We start from the raw sequence: 19,882 nt of genomic DNA, 5'->3' as shown, positions 1-19,882 counted from the left end.
GCGATGGGCCAGGGTGTGACTCCAGCCGAAACCCAGGCCGATGTCGATCTCGACGGCACTGCTGCGATACAAGCGGGTGAACTCGAAGGGCAGCACGCCGTCGAGCACCGCGTCGGTCAGGGTCAGCAGTTCTTCGCCGGTGACCATCGACACCGGGCAGCCGTTCTTGCAGGTGTTGGGCACGCAGTCGGCAGCATCGCCGTTGGGGTTTTTCGCCTGGTCGGGGACGTCGTCGTGGGGCTCATGGCGCTCAAGGCGCGCCATGTTTCGGGATTTTTCCCGCGCGAGTGGCGCCGGATTCGGCACGCTCAACACCACCGCGTCGGCCTGGCGAATGTTCAGCGGAATCGACGGTGTCGGCTTCAGCTGAACATCCCGGGCATGAAACATCAGCGGCTTCAGCGTGTTCGCGTGCTGCGTGAGTTGCGGCGTCGAAGTCAGCTCAGCCAGACGCAAGGCGGAGGCAGCCAGCCATTCCCGCGCCCGCGGCGACTTGATCTTCGCCAGGACCTTGCTGCTCAAACGCAGCGATACGCCGGCACCACCCGCCACGCGCATCAACAGGAAACTGATCAGCAACTCGGTGCGAACTTCAGCCACCACCTCGGCGAGGTATTGCGGCGGCAGCATCTTCAACCAACTGGTGAACGCCGCCAGATGAATGAACAGCAACGGCTCGTCGCTGAGCATCAGCAAGGCGTTGGCAATCGCTTCATTTGAAGCGGCAAGCAGCGCCTCAAGTTCGACTTCACTCAAATATTCAAGAAGCTTTTCGCTGTGCTCCTGCAGATCGGCGAGGAGCGCGAACAGTTGCTGGATCTCATCCCAGACGCCGTTCAGGGCTTTTTCCAGACCGCGCCAATCGGCCCGTTGCAACTGACCGTAACGATCGAGAAAACCGGCGCTGGAAAACTCCGTCCATTGCGGTTGGAGGTCTGTCCATTCGCCGCGCAGCCAACCTTCAAGCCCAGCGATGACGCCTTCATAAGAGGCATACAGCGCGCGCACATGGGTGGTGGATACATCGGGAAAGAAGGTGACGCGGTAGCGCTGGCCGCGCATGCAATCGGTCACCTCAAGGATACCGCTCGGGCCGATGGTGTGGCGCAGTGGTTCGCCGAAGGTCTGCACGCCGTCGACTTCGCTGAGCAGCGGTTCGAGGGTTACCGGGGTGTCGCCGATCGGCACGAAGCGCGCCGCTTCAAACATGTGCACCAAGGTCAACGGACCGCTGGCCGAACACATGACCACCGATGAACTGATGGGCGCGCGCGAGGTGATCGGCGCGCTCAGTTGCACGTCATTGCCGACTTTGAACACCTGCTCGATGTCCAGCGCCGTCCCGGTCCAGAACTGCTCGGCCCAGGCGTCGTAGTTGTTCAGGCACAGGCGGAACTCATCGATCAGCGCTTCGAAATCTGGCTGCTTGGGATTCAGGGCGGCCACTACCAGCAGTCCGATGCTGTTGTTCAGGGCCAGGAGCCGATCGGGTTGAAACATTCGCAGTCGCTCGCGCATATGAAGAAACGGGAGCGCGGACTTTGCGGGGGATCAAAAAGGAAAGAAGTCGGGGAAGTAGGCAGTGTCTGTAGGAGGTTTCGCTAAATGCGAAAAGGTGTCGATGGCATTGCCCGTTGCTCAATGTCCATCGGCCTCGCTATGCTGCTGAACCCATTAATCAGATCCGCGTTGCGGCACTTTGCCTGTCGCCCGGGATGTCTTTGTTAACGGATCCGATGATGAATGCACCGCTGAAGACGTTCGGCCCGATCAAGGCCGTGATTTTCGATATGGACGGTTTGCTGCTCGACACCGAGGGCATTTACACCGAGGTCACCTCGCTGATTGCCGGGCGCTACGGGAAGACGTTCGACTGGAGCGTCAAGCAGAACATCATTGGTCGCGGGGCCAATGATCTGGCCAATTACGTGGTGCAGGCGCTGGAGTTGCCGATTACCCCGCAAGAGTTTCTTGAGATTCGCGAGCCGCTGATGCGCGAGCGTTTCCCCAAGGCGCAGGCGATGCCGGGGGCCGAGGCGCTGGTGCGTCACCTCAAGGCGCATAACATTCCGATCGCGGTCGGCACCAGTTCGTCGCGCCAGTCGTTCGGGCAGAAGACCACCTTGCACCGTGACTGGTTCGCGCTGTTCGATTTCATTGTCACAGCGGATGATCCGGAAGTCGGCGCGGCCAAACCGGCGCCGGACATCTTCCTCACCGCCGCCCGGCGGCTGGGCGTTGCACCCAGGGATTGTCTGGTGTTCGAGGACTCGCCGTTTGGCGTCACCGCAGCGAAAGCGGCGGGCATGACTGCAATTGCCATCCCTGACGCCGCGATGGCCGATGAAAAATATGCCCACGCTGACGGCATTCTTCGTTCACTGAAAGACTTCAGGCCAAGCGCTTTTGGCCTGCCGACGCTGGAACTGGCTTGACCGCCCATACAAAAACGCCGCCCTTCATATAAAGAAGGGCGGCGTTTTTTTCTTGCCGGTCTGTCAGGCGCCGAAACCACCGTCGATGGTCAGGCTGGCACCGGTGATGTAGCCAGCTTCCGGCCCGGCCAAGTAGGCAACGAAGCTGGCGATTTCATCGGCAGTGCCGTAACGACCCACGGCCATCAGCGGGATCAGGCTCTCGGCGAAGTCGCCATGGGCCGGGTTCATGTCGGTGTCGACCGGGCCAGGTTGTACGTTGTTGATGGTGATGCCGCGTGGGCCGAGGTCGCGGGCCAGACCTTTGGTCAGGCCGACCAGCGCCGATTTGCTCATCGCGTAGACGCCGCCACCGCCGAAGGGCATGCGGTCGGCGTTGGTGCTGCCGATGTTGATGATCCGCGAGCCTTCGCCCATGTGCTTCGCCGCTTCCTGCGAAGCGATGAACACGCTGCGCACGTTGATGGCCAGGGTTTGATCGAAGTCTTCCAGTTTGAAATCTTCCAGCGGCGCGATGGCCAGCACGCCGGCGTTGTTGACCAGAATGTCCAGGCGCCCAAACGCTTCGACCGTGGCGCTGACTGCCTGGCGAATCGCGTCGGCATCGGCGCTGTCGGCCTTGATCGCCAAGGCCTTGCCGCCGTCGCCAGTGATGCTGTTCTGCAATTCTTCGGCTTTGGCGGCGGAGCTGACGTAGGTGAAAGCGACGGCGGCGCCTTCAGCGGCCAGACGTTTGACGATGGCCGCGCCGATGCCGCGCGAACCGCCTTGAATCAGAGCGACTTTGCCGCTGAGGTGTTGAGTGGTCATGTGCGATCTCCAAGTGTTCAAGGCGGAATGCCTTGGTGTTGGTGCCGAGTATCGGCGTGGCATCGACAACCGGGTAGACCCTGATTGCTATAGTCTGTGTAAACCAGAAGTTTATAGTGGCGATCATGGAAACGTTCAGCAGTATCGAATGCTTTGTGCGCAGCGCCGAGGTCGGCAGCTTTGCCGAGGCCGCGCGGCGCTTGAGCCTGACCCCGGCAGCGGTGGGCAAGAGCGTGGCGAAACTGGAAGCGCGCCTCGGCGTGCGGCTGTTCCAGCGTAGTACACGCAGCCTGACCCTGACCGAGGCGGGTCAGCTGTTCTTGAGCGAAGTCAGCGCCAGCCTGACCACCATCCAGAATGCCGTGGCCAATCTGGCCAGCGCTGGTGGGCAACCGGCCGGGACGCTGAAAGTCAGCATGGGCACGGTGTTCGGCCGTGTGTATATCGTGCCGCTGCTTGGCGAATTTTTGCGGCGTTATCCGGCGATCAACCCGGACTGGCATTTCGATAACCGTCAGGTCGACCTGATCGCGCAGGGTTTCGACGCGGCGATCGGCGGCGGCTTTGAACTGCCACAAGGCGTGGTTGCGCGCAGACTGACGCCGGCGCATCGGGTGTTGGTGGCGTCGCAGGATTATCTGCAGAACCATGCGCCGATCAGCCATCCCGATGACCTCAAGCAACACGACGGCATCCTGATTCGCTCACCGCAGACCGGGCGTGTGCGCTCCTGGCAACTCACCCACCGAGATCAGCAACACAGCCCGCTGACGTTGCGGGCGCGGATGACCATGAGCGATTCCGAGGCGGCGTGCGCGACGGCGATGCAAGGTTTGGGGATTGCGCTGGTGAGCATGCCGTTTGCGGTGCCGTATCTGGAGGCGGGGACGTTGCAGCGGGTGTTGCCGGACTGGTTTATCGATGACGGCAACATTTCGATCTATTACGCCGAGCACAAATTGTTGCCGGGCAAGACCCGGGCGTTTGTGGATTTTGTGATTGAGCAGTTTGCAGAGCAGGGACTGGGGCGGCGGTTTAGTGCTATTTGAGTAGGGCTTGGGACCGAGTCGTTTTCATTCGCGAGCAGGCTCGCTCCCACAGGGGAACGCATTCCAAATGTGGGAGCGAGCCTGCTCGCGAAAAGGTTTCGAATGGGTAACTCAGCGAGCAAACCGCGCTGGCCAACCAATAATGTTCTTCGGCCGTGGCGTCGCATACGTCCGCACCTTGGACGTCGATAACTTCAAGCGCACCAGCGATTCGGCAATCGTCACCGCCGCCGTGACCCCGTCCACCACCGGCACGCCGGTGCGCCGACGGATCTGCTCGTCCAGCCCGGCCATGCCGCCGCAGCCCAGGCAAATCACCTCGGCCTTGTCCTGGGTAACCGCCAATTCCGCCTGCTGCACGATCGCTTCCAGTGCCCGCTGCGGTTCATGTTCCAGCTCGAGAACCGCCAGACCACTGGCGCGCACCGAGGCACAGCGATTCCACAGGCCGGACAATTTCAGCCTGTCCTCGATCAACGGCACGGTGCGATCCAGCGTGGTCACCACTGAATAGGCATGGCCGAGAAACATCGCTGTACTGGCCGCCGCATCGGTGATGTCCACCACCGGTACGTTGAGCAATTCCTGCAAGCCTTCGCGGCCATGCTCGCCGTAGCCGGCCTGGATCACTGCATCGAACGGTTGGTCGTAAGCCATCACCCGGTCCATCACGGCGATGGCGGCCAGGTAGCTTTCGAAATTGCCTTCGATCGATTCGGCGCCGAAGTACGGCGTGAGCCCGACGATTTCGGTACCGGGGGAGGCGACGGCCTGCGCCGAGCGGGCGATGGCGTCGGTGATGGATTCGGTGGTGTTGACGTTGACCACGAGAATACGCATGGAAAATCCTTATTGCGGGCAGTGGTGCGGCCCGAAAACCGGGCCGCGAAGGGATCAGTGGCTGACGTTATCCACGGCGATGCATTCGCCGCTGACTTCGGCGTAATGCGTCTGGCGTTTGGCGATGATCAGGTAAAGCATGCCGGCGATGCCGGCACCGATCAGCCAGGAGAACGGCGAAACGCTGTGGAAACCGGGCACCAGCGCCAGGACGATGGCGATCAGCGCAGCAGGAATAAACGCCGCCACCGCGCGGAAATTGATGCCGCGGCTGTAGTAATAAGCGCCGTTGGGGTCTTCGCTGTAGAGCTGCGGCACGTTGATCCGGCCTTTGCGGATCAGCCAGTAATCGACCATGATCACCCCGTACAGCGGGCCGAGCAGGGCGCCGAGGCCCGACAGGAAGTAAACGATCACCAGCGGGCTGTTGTAGAGGTTCCATGGCAGGATCAACACGGCGATGGTCGCGCTGATCAGCCCGGCGCGGCGGAAGGTCAGGTACTTCGGCGCCAGGTTGCTGAGGACAAACGCCGGGGCGACGAAGTTGGCCATGATGTTCACCGCGACGGTGACGATCAGAAAAGCCAGGCAGCCGAGCACCAGAAAGAGGGTGTTGGGGATCGAGGCGATGATCTCGGTCGGGCTTTCGATTATCCGCCCGTTGATCTGGAACTGCGCGCCACACAGCAGTACGGTAATCGCGGCGAATACCAGAATGTTCACCGGCAAACCCCAGAAATTTCCCACCTTGATGGTTTTGCGGCACGGCGAAGAACGGGCGAAGTCGCAGAAGTTGAGGATCAGCGTGCCGTAGATCGCCAGCCACAACGCGCCGCCGGCAAAAATGTTGCGCCACATCTCGGCACCGGTCAGCGGCTCGCGGATTGACCAGGCGATGGTCGCGTTCGCCTGGAAATACATCCATGCAGCGAGGGCGGCAACGGTCAGCAGAATCACCGGCCCGGCAAACGCCTCGTAACGGCGCACCATCTCCATGCCGTAGGCGAGGATCGCCAGTTGCACCAGCCAGATCGCCACGAAGCACACCCAGCCCAGGCTCGACAGGCCGAGAATCGAGTTGTGATCGTATTCGGCGAAGCCCGGATGCACGGCAGTCAGCAAGACCCTGAATACCACCGAGGCGAGGTACGTCTGAATACCGAACCAGGCGATGGCGATAACCGCCCTGATCAATGCAGGAATTTGCGCACCGTGAATGCCGAAACTGATCCGGCTGATCACCGGAAACGGCACCCCGGTTTTCTGCCCCATGTAGCCGGACAGGTTCATGAAGAAGTACACCAGCGCCGCGCCGATCCCCAGCGATAAAAGAATCTGCCAGCCGCCGAGGCCCAACGCATACAGGCCGATGGCGAACGAGTAGTTGGCGATGTTGTGCACATCGTTCGTCCACAGGGCGAAGATGCTGTACTGGCCCCAGCGCCGGCCTTCGGCTTTGGTCGGCGCCAGATCGCTGTTGTGCAAGCGCGGGCTCAGTTGCAGAGGCTCGCTCAGTCCGTCATGGGGCAACGGTTGATCGAGCGTGGAGGAGGGCAGATTCAGCGCGATGTTATTCGAAAGACTTGTACGCATTCCGGCAGGCTCCTGACGTTCACTCCCGCGATGACTGTGCATGAGCACTCAGGCTCGACAAATCTTCGTCGCGGCGGTGAAACCATCACTGGTTACGGGGCATCTGCAGCCTGTACGGGATAGGGCGCTTCAGGCTTGCGGATCGAAAGTGTGCATGTTCTGCAGTTTTGTATACAAAACATGTATGCGATAAAGCCAGATTTGTGCCAGATGCAGAACTAGCGGCAGCGCGGCTCATTTCGAATAGTTATCGATGGTTCATAAGTCGCTGAAAAAACGGCGATATAAATTGATCGACTGGACAGGTATTTTTTTCCGGGGAGAGATTTTGCAGAAAGGCAGGCAGATGGGATTCTGCTGGGGAATGTAACTTTTCAGGGCGTGAAAACTGAAAGTGCACACATAAATGGCACCGATGGTGACAACCTTGTGTACACCTTTTGAGCGCCTGGCACATACCAATGTGGGAGCGAGCCTGCTCGCGAATGCTGTGGATCAGGCAACTGAAACGTTGACTGGAACGGCGCTTTCGCGAGCAGGCTCGCTCCCACAGGGGGATTCATTTCAGCAAATGATCAAGCCTTGCTCTTGCTGATGATATTGCCCGCATGCAGCCCGCATTCTTTCTGCGTGGCTTCTTCCCACCACCAGCGGCCTTCGCGCTCGTGCTGGTTCGGCAGTACCGGGCGGGTGCAGGGTTCGCAGCCGATGCTGATGAAACCACGTTCGTGCAGGCTGTTGTAGGGCAGTTCGAGCATGCGGATATAACCCCAGATCTCTTCGCTGGTCATTTGCGCCAACGGGTTGAACTTGTACAGGGTGCGCTCCGGTGTCGAGAACGCCGTGTCGATTTCCAGCACCGCTACCGCGCTGCGGGTGCCCGGGCTCTGGTCGCGGCGCTGGCCGGTGGCCCAGGCCTTGACGTCGGACAGCTTGCGCCGCAGCGGCTCGATCTTGCGGATGCCGCAGCATTCGCCGTGGCCATCCTTGTAGAAACTGAACAGGCCTTTTTCCTTCACGAAGGGTTCGAGTTTCGTGTAGTCCGGCGAGACGATTTCTATATCGATCTTGTAGTGCTCGCGCACCTGCTCAATAAAGCGGTAGGTCTCCGGATGCAGGCGACCGGTGTCGAGGCTGAACACTTTTACGTTCTTGTTCAGCTTCCACGCCATGTCCACCAGCACCACGTCCTCGGCGCCGCTGAAAGATATCCACAAGTCATCGCCGAACTCGGCAAACGCGAGTTTGAGGATGTCCTGCGCGGATTTGTTGGCATAGGTCGTGGCGAGTTCCACGACGTCGAACGTTGGGCTCATCAGGGCGGCTTCCTACAGGTCAGTGGCGCTCGGGCGCTCTATAGGGGGCCGATGGTAACAAAAAGCTGTCGCGGTCGGGGCGTCCTCTGCGTTGCGCGCCTCATGTTCAAAGGCTAGAGTTCGGCCTCGCTCGACCCAATAATCACTACAAACGGGAGTGTCCTGTGGAAATTGCTTGCCTGGATCTTGAAGGGGTACTGGTACCGGAAATCTGGATCGCCTTCGCCGAAAAAACCGGAATCGACGCTCTCAAGGCCACCACCCGGGACATTCCCGATTACGACGTATTGATGAAGCAGCGCCTGCGCATTCTCGATGAGCATGGCCTCAAGCTCTCCGATATTCAGGAAGTGATCGCCACGCTGAAACCGCTGGACGGCGCGGTGGAGTTCGTCAATTGGCTGCGCGAGCGTTTTCAGGTGGTGATTCTCTCGGATACCTTTTATGAGTTTTCGCAGCCGCTGATGCGCCAGCTGGGCTTCCCGACCTTGCTTTGCCATCGTCTGATCACTGACGAAACCGGGCGGGTGACCAGCTATCAGTTGCGTCAGAAAGATCCCAAGCGTCAGTCGGTGCTGGCGTTCAAGAGCCTGTATTACCGGGTAATTGCGGCGGGCGATTCGTACAACGACACGACGATGTTGGGCGAGGCGGATGCGGGGATTCTGTTTCACGCGCCGGACAATGTGATTCGCGAGTTCCCGCAGTTCCCGGCGGTGCATACGTTTGAAGAGCTGAAGCAGGAATTTCTCAAGGCTTCGAACCGAGACTTGAGCCTGTAACCGATACCTGTGGCGAGGGAGCTTGCTCCCGCTCGGCTGCGCAGCAGTCGCGAAGATCCTGGGAGCGCTTCGCACTCCAGCGGGAGCAAGCTCCCTCGCCACAAACGATCATTCGTCAGAGGTTTTGCAGGGTATCGAGCAGGATCCGCACTTTGGTCATCGACTCCTGATACTCCGCCTGCCAGTCCGAATCGGCGACAATCCCGCCGCCGCCCCAGCAGCACACCTGGTCATCCTTGACCAGCAGACTGCGAATGGCGACGGAGCTGTCCATCTCGCCGCGCACGTCCAGGTACAGCAACGATCCGCAATACAGTCCGCGCCGGGTCGGCTCCAGCTCGTCGATGATCTGCATCGCCCGAATCTTCGGCGCGCCGGTAATCGAGCCACCGGGGAAACTGCCGGCGATCAAATCCAGTGCGTCGCGATTATCCGCCAGTTCACCGGTCACGCTGCTGACCAGGTGATGCACATTCGGATAACTCTCCAGACTGAACAACTCCGGCACCCGCACCGAGCCAATGCGGCAGGTGCGCCCGAGGTCGTTGCGCAGCAGGTCGACGATCATCAGGTTTTCCGCGCGGTCCTTGGGGCTGGCCAACAGTTCGGCGGCGTTGGCAGCGTCTTCGGCTGGAGTCAGGCCACGGGGGCGGGTGCCTTTGATCGGGCGGGTTTCGACCTGGCGTTGGCTGACTCTGACGAAACGTTCCGGCGACAGGCTCAGCACTGCGCCGCCGTCGGGCAGGCTCTGGAAACCGGAGAACGGTGTCGGGCAGGCCCGACGCAAAGCGCAATAGGCCAGCCATGGATCGCCCTGGCACTCAGCGCGGAAGCGTTGCGCGAAGTTGACCTGGTAGCAATCGCCGGCCTGGATGTAATCCTGAATACGCTCGAAGGCCTGGCGGTAATCGTCTGCCGCGAGATCAGCGGCCATCGGAGCGTTCAGTTTGAAGGGCGCCAGTGCGTCAACTTGAGGCTGAGTGAACAGCGCGACCAATCGCTGCCGTTCACTGTCGACAAGCGAAGGATGAAAGACCAATTGGCTGGTTTGCGCCTGGTGATCGCTGATCAATGCCCAGTCATAAAGACCAAAGCGCGCATCGGGCAATTGCAGGTCATCCAGCGCCTGGCTTGGCAGGTTTTCCAGGTGCCGGCCGAAGTCGTAGCTCAGATAGCCGATCAGTCCGCCGGCGAACGGCAATTCGTACCCGGCAGGCAATTGCGCTTCGCCCAAACGGCTGAGGTTGTCGCGCAGGCGCTGGAGAAAATGCGCGCCGCTTTCGTCCGGCAGCACCGCCAGTTGCTCCAGCGGCCAGGCGCTGAGCAAGTCATAACGGCCGCGCTCGGCGCTCGGCCGGCCGCTGTCGAGCAGCACGGCGCCGGGGGCGTTGCGAATGGCCGCGAAATAGTCGGCGGGATTGGCGCGGTAGGGCAACGGATGTACGGAGCAGGTCAACATGGGCGGGGCAGATCGGCCGTTGAGGCGGGGTGGGGATTGTAGTCCTCTCGCTGGCCAGATCAAAGTCAAAAGCCTACCCCCTCACCCCAGCCCTCTCCCCCAAGGGGGCGAGGGGGAAAGGGAGCCGATCTGCATGCTTTTCAAGATCCCAAATCCGCTCGTCATTTTGGGAAAGGGAGCCGATCTGCATGCTTTTCAAGATCCCAAATCCGCTCGTCATTTTGGGAAAGGGAGCCGATCTTCTGCTTTTCAAGATCCGAGATCCGCTCGTCATTTCGGGCAATGGAGCCGATGTTCATGCTTTTAAAGGCCTGAGTTCGACCGGATATTTCAGGTCGGCGTAGCTCTCGCATCCACCACGGTCAGTCCCCTCTCCCTCCGGGAGAGGGCTAGGGTGAGGGGCTTTTCGCTTTTAGGCTTGTCAGCCCTCGACCGCAGGAATATGCCCAAACATTTCCTGGGTAAACGCCACCCGCTCCTCAACCGACTCCGTCACGCCACGCGCCTTCAGCTCTTCCAGCCGCGCTTCAACCGCGTGGGTGCGCAAGGTCAGTCCGCAATCGTTGGCGATCTGGATATTCAGCCCCGGCCGCGCATTCAGCTCGAGAATCAGCGGACCTTTTTCCTGATCGAGCACCATGTCCACGCCGATGTAACCCAGCCCGCACAGCTCATAGCAGCCGGCGGCGAGTTTCATGAAACCGTCCCAGTAGGGCAGTTGCACGCCGTCCACCGCGTTGGTGGTGTCGGGGTGTTTGGTGATGATGTTGTTCAGCCAGGTGCCGCGCAGCGTAAGGCCGGTGGCCAGATCGACGCCAACGCCGATCGCGCCCTGGTGCAGGTTGGCCTTGCCGCCGGACTGACGTGTCGGCAGCCGCAACATCGCCATCACCGGGTAACCCATCAGCACGATGATGCGAATGTCCGGCACGCCTTCGTAGCTGATGCTCTTGAAGATCTGGTCCGGGGTCACGCGGTATTCGATCAGCGCGCGGTCGCGGTGGCCGCCCAGCGAGTACAGGCCGGTGAGGATGCTCGAGATGTGATGCTCCAGCTCTTCGTGGGCGAGGATCTTGCCCGACACCGTGCGATAACGGCCCTCGAAGCGGTCGGCGATGACGATGATGCCGTCGCCGCCGGCGCCCTGAGCCGGTTTGATCACGAAGTCACTGCGCCCGCCGATGATCTCGTCGAGCTTGTCGATTTCCTTCTCGGTGGAGATCACCCCGTACAGCTCCGGCACGTGGATGCCGGCGGCGATGGCGCGTTCCTTGGTGAGGATCTTGTCATCGACGATCGGGTACAGGCTGCGCTTGTTGTACTTGAGCACGTAGTCCGCGTTCCGGCGGTTGATGCCCATGATGCCGCGCGCCTCGAGGGCCATCCAGGTCTTCCAGAAACCGAACATCAGGCGTCAGCCTTCTTCAGGAAAGCCTTGAAGCGCACCAGTTCGGTCAGGCGGTAGCCGCGATAGCGACCCATCGCCAGCATGAAGCCGACCAGAATCAGCAGGATCGCCGGGAATGTGAAGACGAAGTACACCAGCTCCGGCACGGTCATGATCAAGTGCGCCAGGGAGGCGGCGAACAGCGTACCGATCGCGACTTTCAGCGCGTGGTTGGCGCCGCGTTCTTCCCATGTGATCGACAGGCGTTCGATGGTCATGGTCAGAATCACCATCGGGAACAGCGCCACCGACAGGCCACGCTCAAGCCCCAGTTTGTGGCTGAACAGACTGATCGCCGCAATCAACACCACCACGAACGTCAGCACCACCGACAGGCGCGGCAGCATTTGCAGCTTCAGATGTTCGAGATACGAGCGCAGTGACAGGCCCAGCGCGGTGATCACTGTGAACAGCAGGATGCCGAAGCCCAGCTGCGTTTCGCGGAAGGCGAGGGCGATCAGCACCGGGGTGAACGTGCCCAGGGTCTGCAGGCCGACCAGGTTGCGCAGGATCAGGATCACCAGCACGCCGATCGGGATCATCACCATGATCATGAAGGTCTGCTGGGTCTGCAGCGGCAAGCCGTACAGCGAGTAATCGAGGAAGTTGGCGTCGGTGTTCTCGTCGGTCAGCTTGGCCAGGCGAATCGCGTTCATCTCGCTGTTGTTCAGGCTGAAGGTCACGTTGGCTTTCTTGCCGCCGTCGACGGTGATCAGGTTTTCGTCGCCGGTCCACCACAGCAGGCGGTCGGTCGGCAGGCCTTGCTCGCCGGTTTCCGGGTTGAAGTACAGCCAGTCGTTGCCGTTGAAGCTGCGCAGCCACAGTTCGGGGGTCTGTGGCTGATCGGCGACGAGGCGGATGGTGTGGACTTTTTCCACCGGGACGTGGGCGATGGACAGCAGCAGTTCGACGATCTTGGCTTTGTGCGAGGTCGACGGATCGCCGGCCAGCAGCAACTTCACATTGTCGTCGTTGAGGTTGTTGACCCGCTTGATCGCCTCGCCAATAAAGGTTTCGACGTCGGCCGAGTGTTGGCGGATCGGTGCGAGCAGGGCTTCGGCGGCGATCTTTTCCGGGCCTTCGATGACCATGCTGTCACGGAAAGTCGGGCCTTTGACCTTGGATTTCTCAGCGGTGTAGCGCTTGGTCAGCACCAGGCGGTAATACAGAGTCTGGTTGCCCTTGGCGCGGCGGGCCGACCAGGTCACCTTGCGGTTGCCGTCGACGCGGTTGACCGCGACGCCGTAGTTATTGGAGATGAAGCTTTCGTTGAGGCTGACGTAATCGCGGCTCAACGGCGGCACGAACATCTGGATCTTTACCGGATCCTTGGTGCTGGCGACGAATTCGACCTTGGCATCGATGTTCCACAGGTCGTCGGTGGCGTCTTCGGTCACCGGGATGCCGAGCACGAAAATCTGATAGGCCGTAACCGAAACGCCCAGCAGCACCAGCACGGCGATCAGGATTTTCAGGTGGAAGGTTAGAGAACGCATGGAAATTACTCGGCGGTATGAGCGGCGATGGTGCAGGCAGGTTTGCCGGCAGCGTATTTAAGACTGGGGTCGACCAGCGCGTCGAAGCGTTTCAGCGCCTCGGAGCCGATCAAAAGCGGGTATTGGAACGCACTTCGGTCGGTGAGGTTCACTTCGATGCTGCGCAATGCCGAACCCATGCAGATATCCAGCTCGATCACCGGACGGGCGGTGTACTGCTTGCCTTCTTCCGGATCGTAATCGCCGGCGCGGCGCTTGATCTTGCTGACCCGCGCCAGCGGCCGTTCGATCGGGTGCGAATGCGCGGTATCGATCGCCAGGTAGAAACGTACCCAGGATTCACCGTTGCGTTTGAAGCGTTTGATGTCGCGGGCGCTCAGCGAGGCGGTTTTTGCCCCGGTGTCGAGTTTGGCCGCGACTTCGAGATTGATGCCGTCAAGCGAAGCGTATTCGTTGAGGCCGTACACGGTTTTTTCCCCCGCGGCGGCGAGGCCGGGCAGGCAAAACAGAGCAAAAAAGGTGGGGAAAGGCTTGAGTCTCATAAATCCTGGTGCGCAGCGTTCCGTTATCGGTTCAGGTGCCCGCACAACCGTGCGCAAGCCCCTGCGTGTGCCTGGCAGCTTTTTATGGCAAGCCGTACAAAGACCCGCAAATGCGGGCGGCATTCTAGCACGGTGGTTTTATGGCGCCAGCGCCTGGAGGGCGGAGCATGGCCCATGAGCAGATTACCCCGTGGGAGCGAGCCTGCTCGCGAAAGCGCTGTGTCATTCGATGCAGATGCCGACTGACATGCCGCCTTCGCGAGCAGGCTCGCTCCCACAGTAATAAATGATCGATTAGCTGAGGTTATTAGACGATTGTCGACAATACCTATTTATCCTTTGACTGATGCGGCCTTATTAGCTAGTTTTTGCCGCATTGGATTTGAAGGTGTCGACAATCATGCTGGATCAACTCGATCCCCCGGTCATCAGCGGCGACGATTCCGAGACGCTGTCGGAAAACGTTTTCCGACGCATTCAGGCCGCCATCGTCAAGGGCGAGATCGCCCCGGGCAGCAAGATTTCCGAACCGGAACTGGCGCGCACCTACGGCATCAGCCGGGGACCGTTGCGTGAGGCGATCCATCGTCTGGAAGGCCAGCGCCTGCTGGTGCGTGTGCCGCACGTCGGTGCGCGGGTGGTCTCGCTCAGCCATGCCGAACTGATCGAACTCTACGAAATCCGTGAGTCCCTCGAAGGCATGGCCTGCCGCCTCGCCGCCGAGCGCATGAGCGTCGCGGAAATCGACGAGTTGCGCCGGGTCCTGGAAACCCACGAGCGCGACGCGGCGTTTCAGGCCGGCGTCGGTTATTACCAGCAGGAAGGCGATTTCGACTTTCACTACCGGATCATCCAGGGCAGCGGCAATCGCACGCTGACGCAGATGCTCTGCGGGGAGCTGTATCAACTGGTGCGCATGTACCGCATCCAGTTTTCCACCACGCCGAACCGCCCGCACCAGGCCTTCGCCGAACACCACCGCATTCTCGATGCCATCGCCGACCGTGACGGCGAGCTCGCGGAATTGTTGATGCGCCGCCACATCGGCGCCTCGAAACGCAACATCGCCCGTCACTACGAGGACGGCGCCCACAACAAGACAGCCACTGAACGAGGTGACGCATGAGTTCCAACCTGAATACGCCGGGCCAGCGCTTCCGCGATGCGGTCGCCAGCGAGCATCCTTTGCAAGTGGTCGGCGCAATCAACGCCAACCACGCGCTGCTGGCCAAGCGCGCCGGTTTCAAGGCGATCTACCTGTCCGGTGGCGGCGTGGCCGCAGGCTCTCTCGGCGTGCCGGACCTCGGCATCACCGGGCTGGATGATGTGCTGACCGACGTGCGGCGGATCACCGATGTTTGCGACCTGCCGCTGCTGGTGGACGTGGATACCGGTTTCGGTTCGTCGGCATTCAACGTCGCGCGCACGGTCAAATCGATGATCAAGTTCGGCGCGGCGGCGATTCACATCGAGGATCAGGTCGGCGCCAAGCGTTGCGGCCATCGCCCCAATAAAGAAATCGTCAGCCAGCAGGAAATGGTTGATCGCATCAAAGCCGCTGTCGATGCGCGCACCGACGACAGCTTCGTGATCATGGCGCGTACCGATGCGCTGGCGGTGGAAGGGCTGGAATCGGCACTTGATCGGGCAGCGGCGTGCATCGAGGCCGGCGCTGACATGATTTTCCCTGAGGCGATTACCGAGCTGGACATGTACAAGCTGTTCGCCAACCGCGTGAAAGCGCCGATCCTGGCCAATATCACCGAGTTCGGCGCCACGCCGCTGTACACCACCGAACAACTGGCCGGGGCTGACGTGTCGCTGGTGCTGTACCCGCTGTCGGCGTTCCGCGCGATGAACAAGGCCGCGGAAAACGTCTACACCGCGATCCGCCGCGACGGCACGCAACAGAATGTCATCGACACCATGCAGACTCGCATGGAGCTCTACGATCGTATCGATTACCACACGTTCGAGCAGAAGCTCGATGCGTTGTTTGCTGCGAAAAAATGATTGAAATATCAAAAGATCGCAGCCTCGTTTCACTCGACAGCTCCTACAGGAACGCGGTCGATGTAGGAGCTGCCGAAGGCTGCGATCTTTTGCGAACAACACCGTAATTGCAGATTCCCTAACAAATTCAAAAATTGGAGACAGCAATGGCCGAAGCAAAAGTACTCAGTGGCGCCGGGCTCCGGGGTCAGGTTGCCGGGCAAACCGCACTGTCCACCGTGGGCCAGGCCGGTGCCGGGCTGACTTATCGCGGCTACGACGTGCGTGAACTGGCCGCCGACGCGCAATTTGAAGAAGTCGCTTATCTGCTGCTTTACGGCGAGCTGCCGACAAAAGCGCAACTGGCCGACTATCAAAGCAAACTGAGCAAGCTGCGCGACCTGCCGCCAGCGCTCAAAGAAGTGCTTGAGCGCATTCCCGCTGACGCGCATCCGATGGACGTCATGCGCACCGGTTGCTCGTTCCTCGGCAACATCGAGCCGGAGAAAGATTTCTCCGAGCAACGCGACAAGACCGACCGCCTGCTCGCCGCGTTCCCGGCGATCATGTGCTACTGGTATCGCTTCAGCCACGACGGCAAGCGCATCGACTGCGTCAGCGCCGAGCCGACCATCGGCGGCCACTTCCTGCATTTGCTGCACGGCAAGAAACCGAGCGAACTGCACGTCAAAGTCATGAACGTGTCGCTGATCCTCTACGCCGAGCACGAATTCAACGCCTCGACCTTCACCGCGCGCGTTTGCGCCTCGACTTTGTCCGATCTGTACTCGTGCGTCACGGCGGCGATCGGTTCGCTGCGCGGCCCGTTGCACGGCGGCGCCAACGAAGCGGCGATGGAAATGATCGAGCGCTTCGCCTCGCCCGAAGAGGCGATCAAGGGCACCCTCGGTATGCTCGAGCGCAAGGACAAGATCATGGGCTTCGGCCACGCGATCTATAAGGACAGCGATCCGCGCAACGAGGTGATCAAGGGCTGGGCGAAAAAGCTCGCTGACGAGGTCGGCGACAAGGTGCTGTTCCCGGTATCGGAAGCCATCGACAAGACCATGTGGGAGCAGAAGAAACTGTTCCCCAACGCCGACTTCTACCATGCCTCGGCGTATCACTTCATGGGCATCCCGACCAAGCTGTTCACACCGATCTTCGTCTGCTCGCGCCTGACCGGCTGGGCTGCCCACGTGTTCGAACAACGCGCCAACAACCGCATCATCCGTCCAAGCGCCGAGTACACCGGCGTCGAACAGCGCAAGTTCGTGCCAATCGAACGTCGCTGAATGGTGGGCTGACCGAGCACACCGCAGACCCCATGTAGGAGCTGCCGAAGGCTGCGATCTTTTGACTTTGATTTTTTGAAGCAAGATCAAAAGATCGCAGCCTTCGGCAGCTCCTACAGGGGAACCGTGTGAACCTCAAGGTCAGTGTAACGCCCATCACTTGTAATCACCGTGACCCGAGTCCTGACCCGATGAACACAGAATTCCGCAAGAACCTGCCCGGCACGCCGCTGGATTACTTCGACACCCGCGCGGCGGTCGAGGCGATTGCGCCCGGCAGCTATGACACCCTGCCGTACACCTCCCGCGTGCTGGCGGAAAACCTCGTGCGGCGCTGCGACCCGAGCACGCTGACCGCTTCGCTCAAGCAACTGATCGAGCGCAAGCGTGATCTCGATTTCCCGTGGTTTCCGGCGCGGGTGGTCTGCCATGACATCCTCGGCCAGACCGCGCTGGTCGACCTTGCTGGCCTGCGTGACGCCATTGCTTTGCAGGGTGGCGACCCGGCGCAGGTCAACCCGGTGGTGCCGACGCAACTGATCGTCGACCACTCGCTGGCCGTCGAGGCCGGCGGGTTCGACGCCCAGGCATTCGAGAAGAACCGCGCCATCGAAGACCGCCGCAACGAAGACCGTTTCCACTTCATCAACTGGACCAGGAAGGCCTTCAAGAATGTCGACGTGATCCCGCCGGGCAACGGCATCATGCACCAGATCAACCTGGAGAAAATGTCGCCGGTGATCCAGGTGCGTGAAGGCGTGGCCTTTCCCGACACTTGCGTCGGTACCGACAGCCACACGCCGCACGTCGATGCGCTGGGTGTGATTGCCATCGGCGTCGGCGGCCTCGAAGCCGAGAGCGTGATGCTCGGTCGCGCCTCGTGGATGCGTCTGCCGGAAAGCGTCGGCGTCGAACTGACCGGCAAGCTGCAACCGGGCATCACCGCCACCGACATGGTCCTGGCTCTGACCGAGTACCTGCGCAAGCAGAAAGTCGTTGGCGCCTGGCTGGAGTTCTTCGGCGAAGGTGCAGCGGCGCTGACCCTCGGCGACCGCGCGACCATCTCCAACATGGCCCCGGAATACGGCGCCACGGCGGCGATGTTCTACATCGATCAGCAGACCATCGATTACCTGAAACTGACCGGTCGTGAAGACCAGCAGGTTCAATTGGTCGAGCAGTACGCCAAGCTCACCGGTCTGTGGGCCGACAGCCTGCAAGGCGCGCAATACGAGCGTGGTCTGACCTTCGATTTGTCTTCGGTAGTGCGCAACATGGCCGGGCCGAGCAACCCGCACGCCCGCGTCGCGGTCTCGGATCTGGCCGCCAAAGGCATTTCCGGCCAGTGGGATGATGTGCCTGGGCAAATGCCCGACGGCGCGGTGATCATCGCCGCCATCACCAGTTGCACCAACACCAGCAACCCGCGCAACGTCATCGCCGCTGGCCTCTTGGCGCGCAACGCCAACAAGCTCGGCCTGACGCGCAAGCCGTGGGTCAAATCCTCGCTGGCGCCGGGTTCGAAAACCGTAGCGCTGTACCTCGACGAAGCGGGGCTGACCACTGAGCTGGAGCAGCTCGGCTTCGGCGTTGTCGCGTTTGCCTGCACCACCTGCAATGGCATGTCCGGCGCCCTCGATCCGCTGATCCAGCAAGAGATCATCGACCGCGATCTGTATGCGACCGCCGTGCTGTCCGGCAATCGCAATTTCGACGGGCGCATTCACCCGTACGCCAAACAGGCGTTTCTCGCCTCGCCGCCGCTGGTGGTTGCTTACGCGATCGCCGGGACCATCCGTTTCGATATCGAGAAGGATGTGCTGGGCGTGGTCGATGGTCGGGAAATTCGCCTCAAGGACATCTGGCCGAGCGACGAAGAAATCGATGCGGTGGTGAAGTCGTCGGTCAAGCCCGAGCAGTTCCGTCAGGTCTATATCCCGATGTTCGCCGTGCATGAAGACACCGGGCCGAAAGTCGCGCCGCTGTACGACTGGCGCGAGATGAGCACCTACATCCGCCGTCCGCCGTATTGGGAAGGCGCACTGGCCGGCGCCCGCCCATTGAAAGGCATGCGCCCGCTGGCGGTGCTGCCGGACAACATCACCACCGATCACCTGTCGCCATCCAACGCGATCATGCTCGACAGCGCTGCCGGCGAATACCTGGCGAAAATGGGCTTGCCGGAGGAGGACTTCAACTCCTACGCCACCCACCGTGGCGACCACTTGACCGCCCAGCGTGCAACGTTCGCCAACCCGAAACTGTTCAACGAAATGGTCGTGGAAAACGGCAAGGTCAAGCAGGGTTCGCTGGCCCGCGTCGAGCCGGAAGGCCGGGTGATGCGCATGTGGGAAGCCATCGAAACCTACATGGAACGCAAGCAGCCGCTGATCATCATCGCCGGCGCCGATTACGGTCAGGGTTCGTCCCGCGACTGGGCGGCGAAGGGCGTACGTCTGGCCGGTGTCGAGGCGATTGCCGCCGAAGGGTTCGAGCGTATTCACCGCACCAACCTGGTGGGCATGGGCGTGTTGCCGCTGGAATTCAAACCCGGCACCAACCGCCACACCCTGGCCATCGATGGCAGCGAAACCTACGACGTGATCGGTGCGCGCAAACCGCGCGCGGACCTGACGCTGGTGATCAATCGCAAAAACGGCGAGCGCGTTGAAGTGCCGGTGACCTGCCGTCTCGATACCGCTGAAGAAGTGTCGATCTACGAGGCGGGCGGCGTATTGCAGCGCTTCGCTCAGGACTTCCTCGAAGGATCGGCGGTAGCCGTTTAAACAGGTTCAGCGGCCAATGGGTGATCAGTCCCTTGGCCGC

17 protein-coding genes are annotated in these 19,882 nt (G+C 60.9%); 7 read left to right on the top strand and 10 right to left on the bottom strand.

Translation table 11 applies throughout. The features are described from left to right. On the bottom strand, positions 1-1,500 hold a 1,500-nt coding region (locus GXB78_RS07470), incomplete at its 3' end, for a DUF6531 domain-containing protein (RefSeq protein WP_329514937.1). Positions 1,501-1,739: 239 nt separating this feature from the next. On the opposite strand from GXB78_RS07470, the gene GXB78_RS07465 reads away from it, so the two are divergent. After that, entirely contained in the window at positions 1,740-2,435 is a 696-nt protein-coding gene (locus tag GXB78_RS07465) for an HAD-IA family hydrolase (protein ID WP_329514936.1), read from the top strand. A gap of 63 nt (positions 2,436-2,498) precedes the next feature. Here the strand turns inward: GXB78_RS07465 and GXB78_RS07460 are convergent, their stop codons facing one another. Continuing rightward, on the bottom strand, positions 2,499-3,245 hold the full coding sequence (locus tag GXB78_RS07460) for a 3-oxoacyl-ACP reductase family protein (protein WP_329514935.1): 747 nt from the start codon (positions 3,243-3,245) through the stop codon (positions 2,499-2,501). Positions 3,246-3,370: 125 nt separating this feature from the next. Between GXB78_RS07460 and GXB78_RS07455 the strand changes: the two genes are divergently transcribed. Then, entirely contained in the window at positions 3,371-4,294 is a 924-nt protein-coding gene (locus GXB78_RS07455; RefSeq protein WP_329514934.1) for a LysR family transcriptional regulator, read from the top strand. 111 nt (positions 4,295-4,405) lie between these two features. Here GXB78_RS07455 and GXB78_RS07450 read toward each other — a convergent pair whose 3' ends face one another. The 3 genes from GXB78_RS07450 to GXB78_RS07440 all read right to left on the bottom strand — a co-directional run bounded on the left by GXB78_RS07450 (position 4,406) and on the right by GXB78_RS07440 (position 8,043). Then, positions 4,406-5,134: an aspartate/glutamate racemase family protein gene (locus GXB78_RS07450; protein WP_329514933.1), complete on the bottom strand. Its 729-nt coding sequence runs from the start codon at positions 5,132-5,134 to the stop codon at positions 4,406-4,408. Between the two features lie 54 nt (positions 5,135-5,188). Next, positions 5,189-6,727: an NCS1 family nucleobase:cation symporter-1 gene (locus GXB78_RS07445; protein WP_329514932.1), complete on the bottom strand. Its 1,539-nt coding sequence runs from the start codon at positions 6,725-6,727 to the stop codon at positions 5,189-5,191. Positions 6,728-7,302: 575 nt separating this feature from the next. Next, positions 7,303-8,043: a phosphoadenylyl-sulfate reductase gene (locus GXB78_RS07440; RefSeq protein WP_243241704.1), complete on the bottom strand. Its 741-nt coding sequence runs from the start codon at positions 8,041-8,043 to the stop codon at positions 7,303-7,305. 164 nt (positions 8,044-8,207) lie between these two features. Here GXB78_RS07440 and thrH point away from each other — a divergent pair, with 164 nt between their 5' ends. Then, the gene (thrH, locus tag GXB78_RS07435) at positions 8,208-8,825 is read left to right on the top strand and encodes a bifunctional phosphoserine phosphatase/homoserine phosphotransferase ThrH (protein WP_329514931.1); all 618 of its coding nucleotides are present in this window, start codon (positions 8,208-8,210) and stop codon (positions 8,823-8,825) included. 115 nt (positions 8,826-8,940) lie between these two features. On the opposite strand, the gene pabB is transcribed toward thrH, so the two are convergent. The 5 genes from pabB to rloA form a co-directional block, all read right to left on the bottom strand. Beyond that, the gene (gene pabB / locus GXB78_RS07430; RefSeq protein WP_329514930.1) at positions 8,941-10,284 is read right to left on the bottom strand and encodes an aminodeoxychorismate synthase component I; all 1,344 of its coding nucleotides are present in this window, start codon (positions 10,282-10,284) and stop codon (positions 8,941-8,943) included. Between the two features lie 161 nt (positions 10,285-10,445). Then, positions 10,446-10,583 carry a hypothetical protein gene (locus GXB78_RS07425; protein WP_329514929.1) on the bottom strand — a complete coding sequence of 46 codons (138 nt, stop codon included), beginning with the start codon at positions 10,581-10,583 and terminating at the stop codon, positions 10,446-10,448. A gap of 122 nt (positions 10,584-10,705) precedes the next feature. Beyond that, positions 10,706-11,692, bottom strand: coding sequence for an alpha-L-glutamate ligase-like protein (locus GXB78_RS07420; protein WP_329514928.1), 987 nt, complete (start codon positions 11,690-11,692; stop codon positions 10,706-10,708). Further along, positions 11,692-13,227 carry an osmotic stress tolerance membrane protein RloB gene (gene rloB, locus GXB78_RS07415; protein WP_329514927.1) on the bottom strand — a complete coding sequence of 512 codons (1,536 nt, stop codon included), beginning with the start codon at positions 13,225-13,227 and terminating at the stop codon, positions 11,692-11,694. Before rloB ends, GXB78_RS07420 begins: the two co-directional genes overlap by 1 nt. A 5-nt stretch (positions 13,228-13,232) precedes the next feature. Continuing rightward, the gene (gene rloA, locus GXB78_RS07410) at positions 13,233-13,769 is read right to left on the bottom strand and encodes a retropepsin-like aspartic peptidase RloA (protein WP_041479149.1); all 537 of its coding nucleotides are present in this window, start codon (positions 13,767-13,769) and stop codon (positions 13,233-13,235) included. Between the two features lie 403 nt (positions 13,770-14,172). Between rloA and GXB78_RS07405 the strand changes: the two genes are divergently transcribed. The 4 genes from GXB78_RS07405 to acnD all read left to right on the top strand — a co-directional run bounded on the left by GXB78_RS07405 (position 14,173) and on the right by acnD (position 19,842). Beyond that, entirely contained in the window at positions 14,173-14,895 is a 723-nt protein-coding gene (locus GXB78_RS07405; RefSeq protein ID WP_177318503.1) for a GntR family transcriptional regulator, read from the top strand. Beyond that, on the top strand, positions 14,892-15,782 hold the full coding sequence (gene prpB, locus GXB78_RS07400; RefSeq protein WP_042608455.1) for a methylisocitrate lyase: 891 nt from the start codon (positions 14,892-14,894) through the stop codon (positions 15,780-15,782). Before GXB78_RS07405 ends, prpB begins: the two co-directional genes overlap by 4 nt. 146 nt (positions 15,783-15,928) lie before the next feature. Further along, positions 15,929-17,056, top strand: coding sequence for a bifunctional 2-methylcitrate synthase/citrate synthase (prpC, locus tag GXB78_RS07395; protein WP_329514926.1), 1,128 nt, complete (start codon positions 15,929-15,931; stop codon positions 17,054-17,056). A 191-nt stretch (positions 17,057-17,247) separates the two neighbouring features. Further along, positions 17,248-19,842, top strand: a complete 2,595-nt coding sequence (gene acnD, locus GXB78_RS07390) for a Fe/S-dependent 2-methylisocitrate dehydratase AcnD (RefSeq protein WP_329514925.1) — start codon at positions 17,248-17,250, stop codon at positions 19,840-19,842. The last annotated feature ends 40 nt before the right edge of the window (positions 19,843-19,882 follow it).

The organism is Pseudomonas moraviensis subsp. stanleyae, from assembly GCF_036283065.1.
Taxonomy (GTDB): domain Bacteria; phylum Pseudomonadota; class Gammaproteobacteria; order Pseudomonadales; family Pseudomonadaceae; genus Aquipseudomonas; species Aquipseudomonas stanleyae.
Note: the sequence above shows the minus strand (reverse complement) of the source record. Positions and strands in the feature narration are given on the sequence as shown.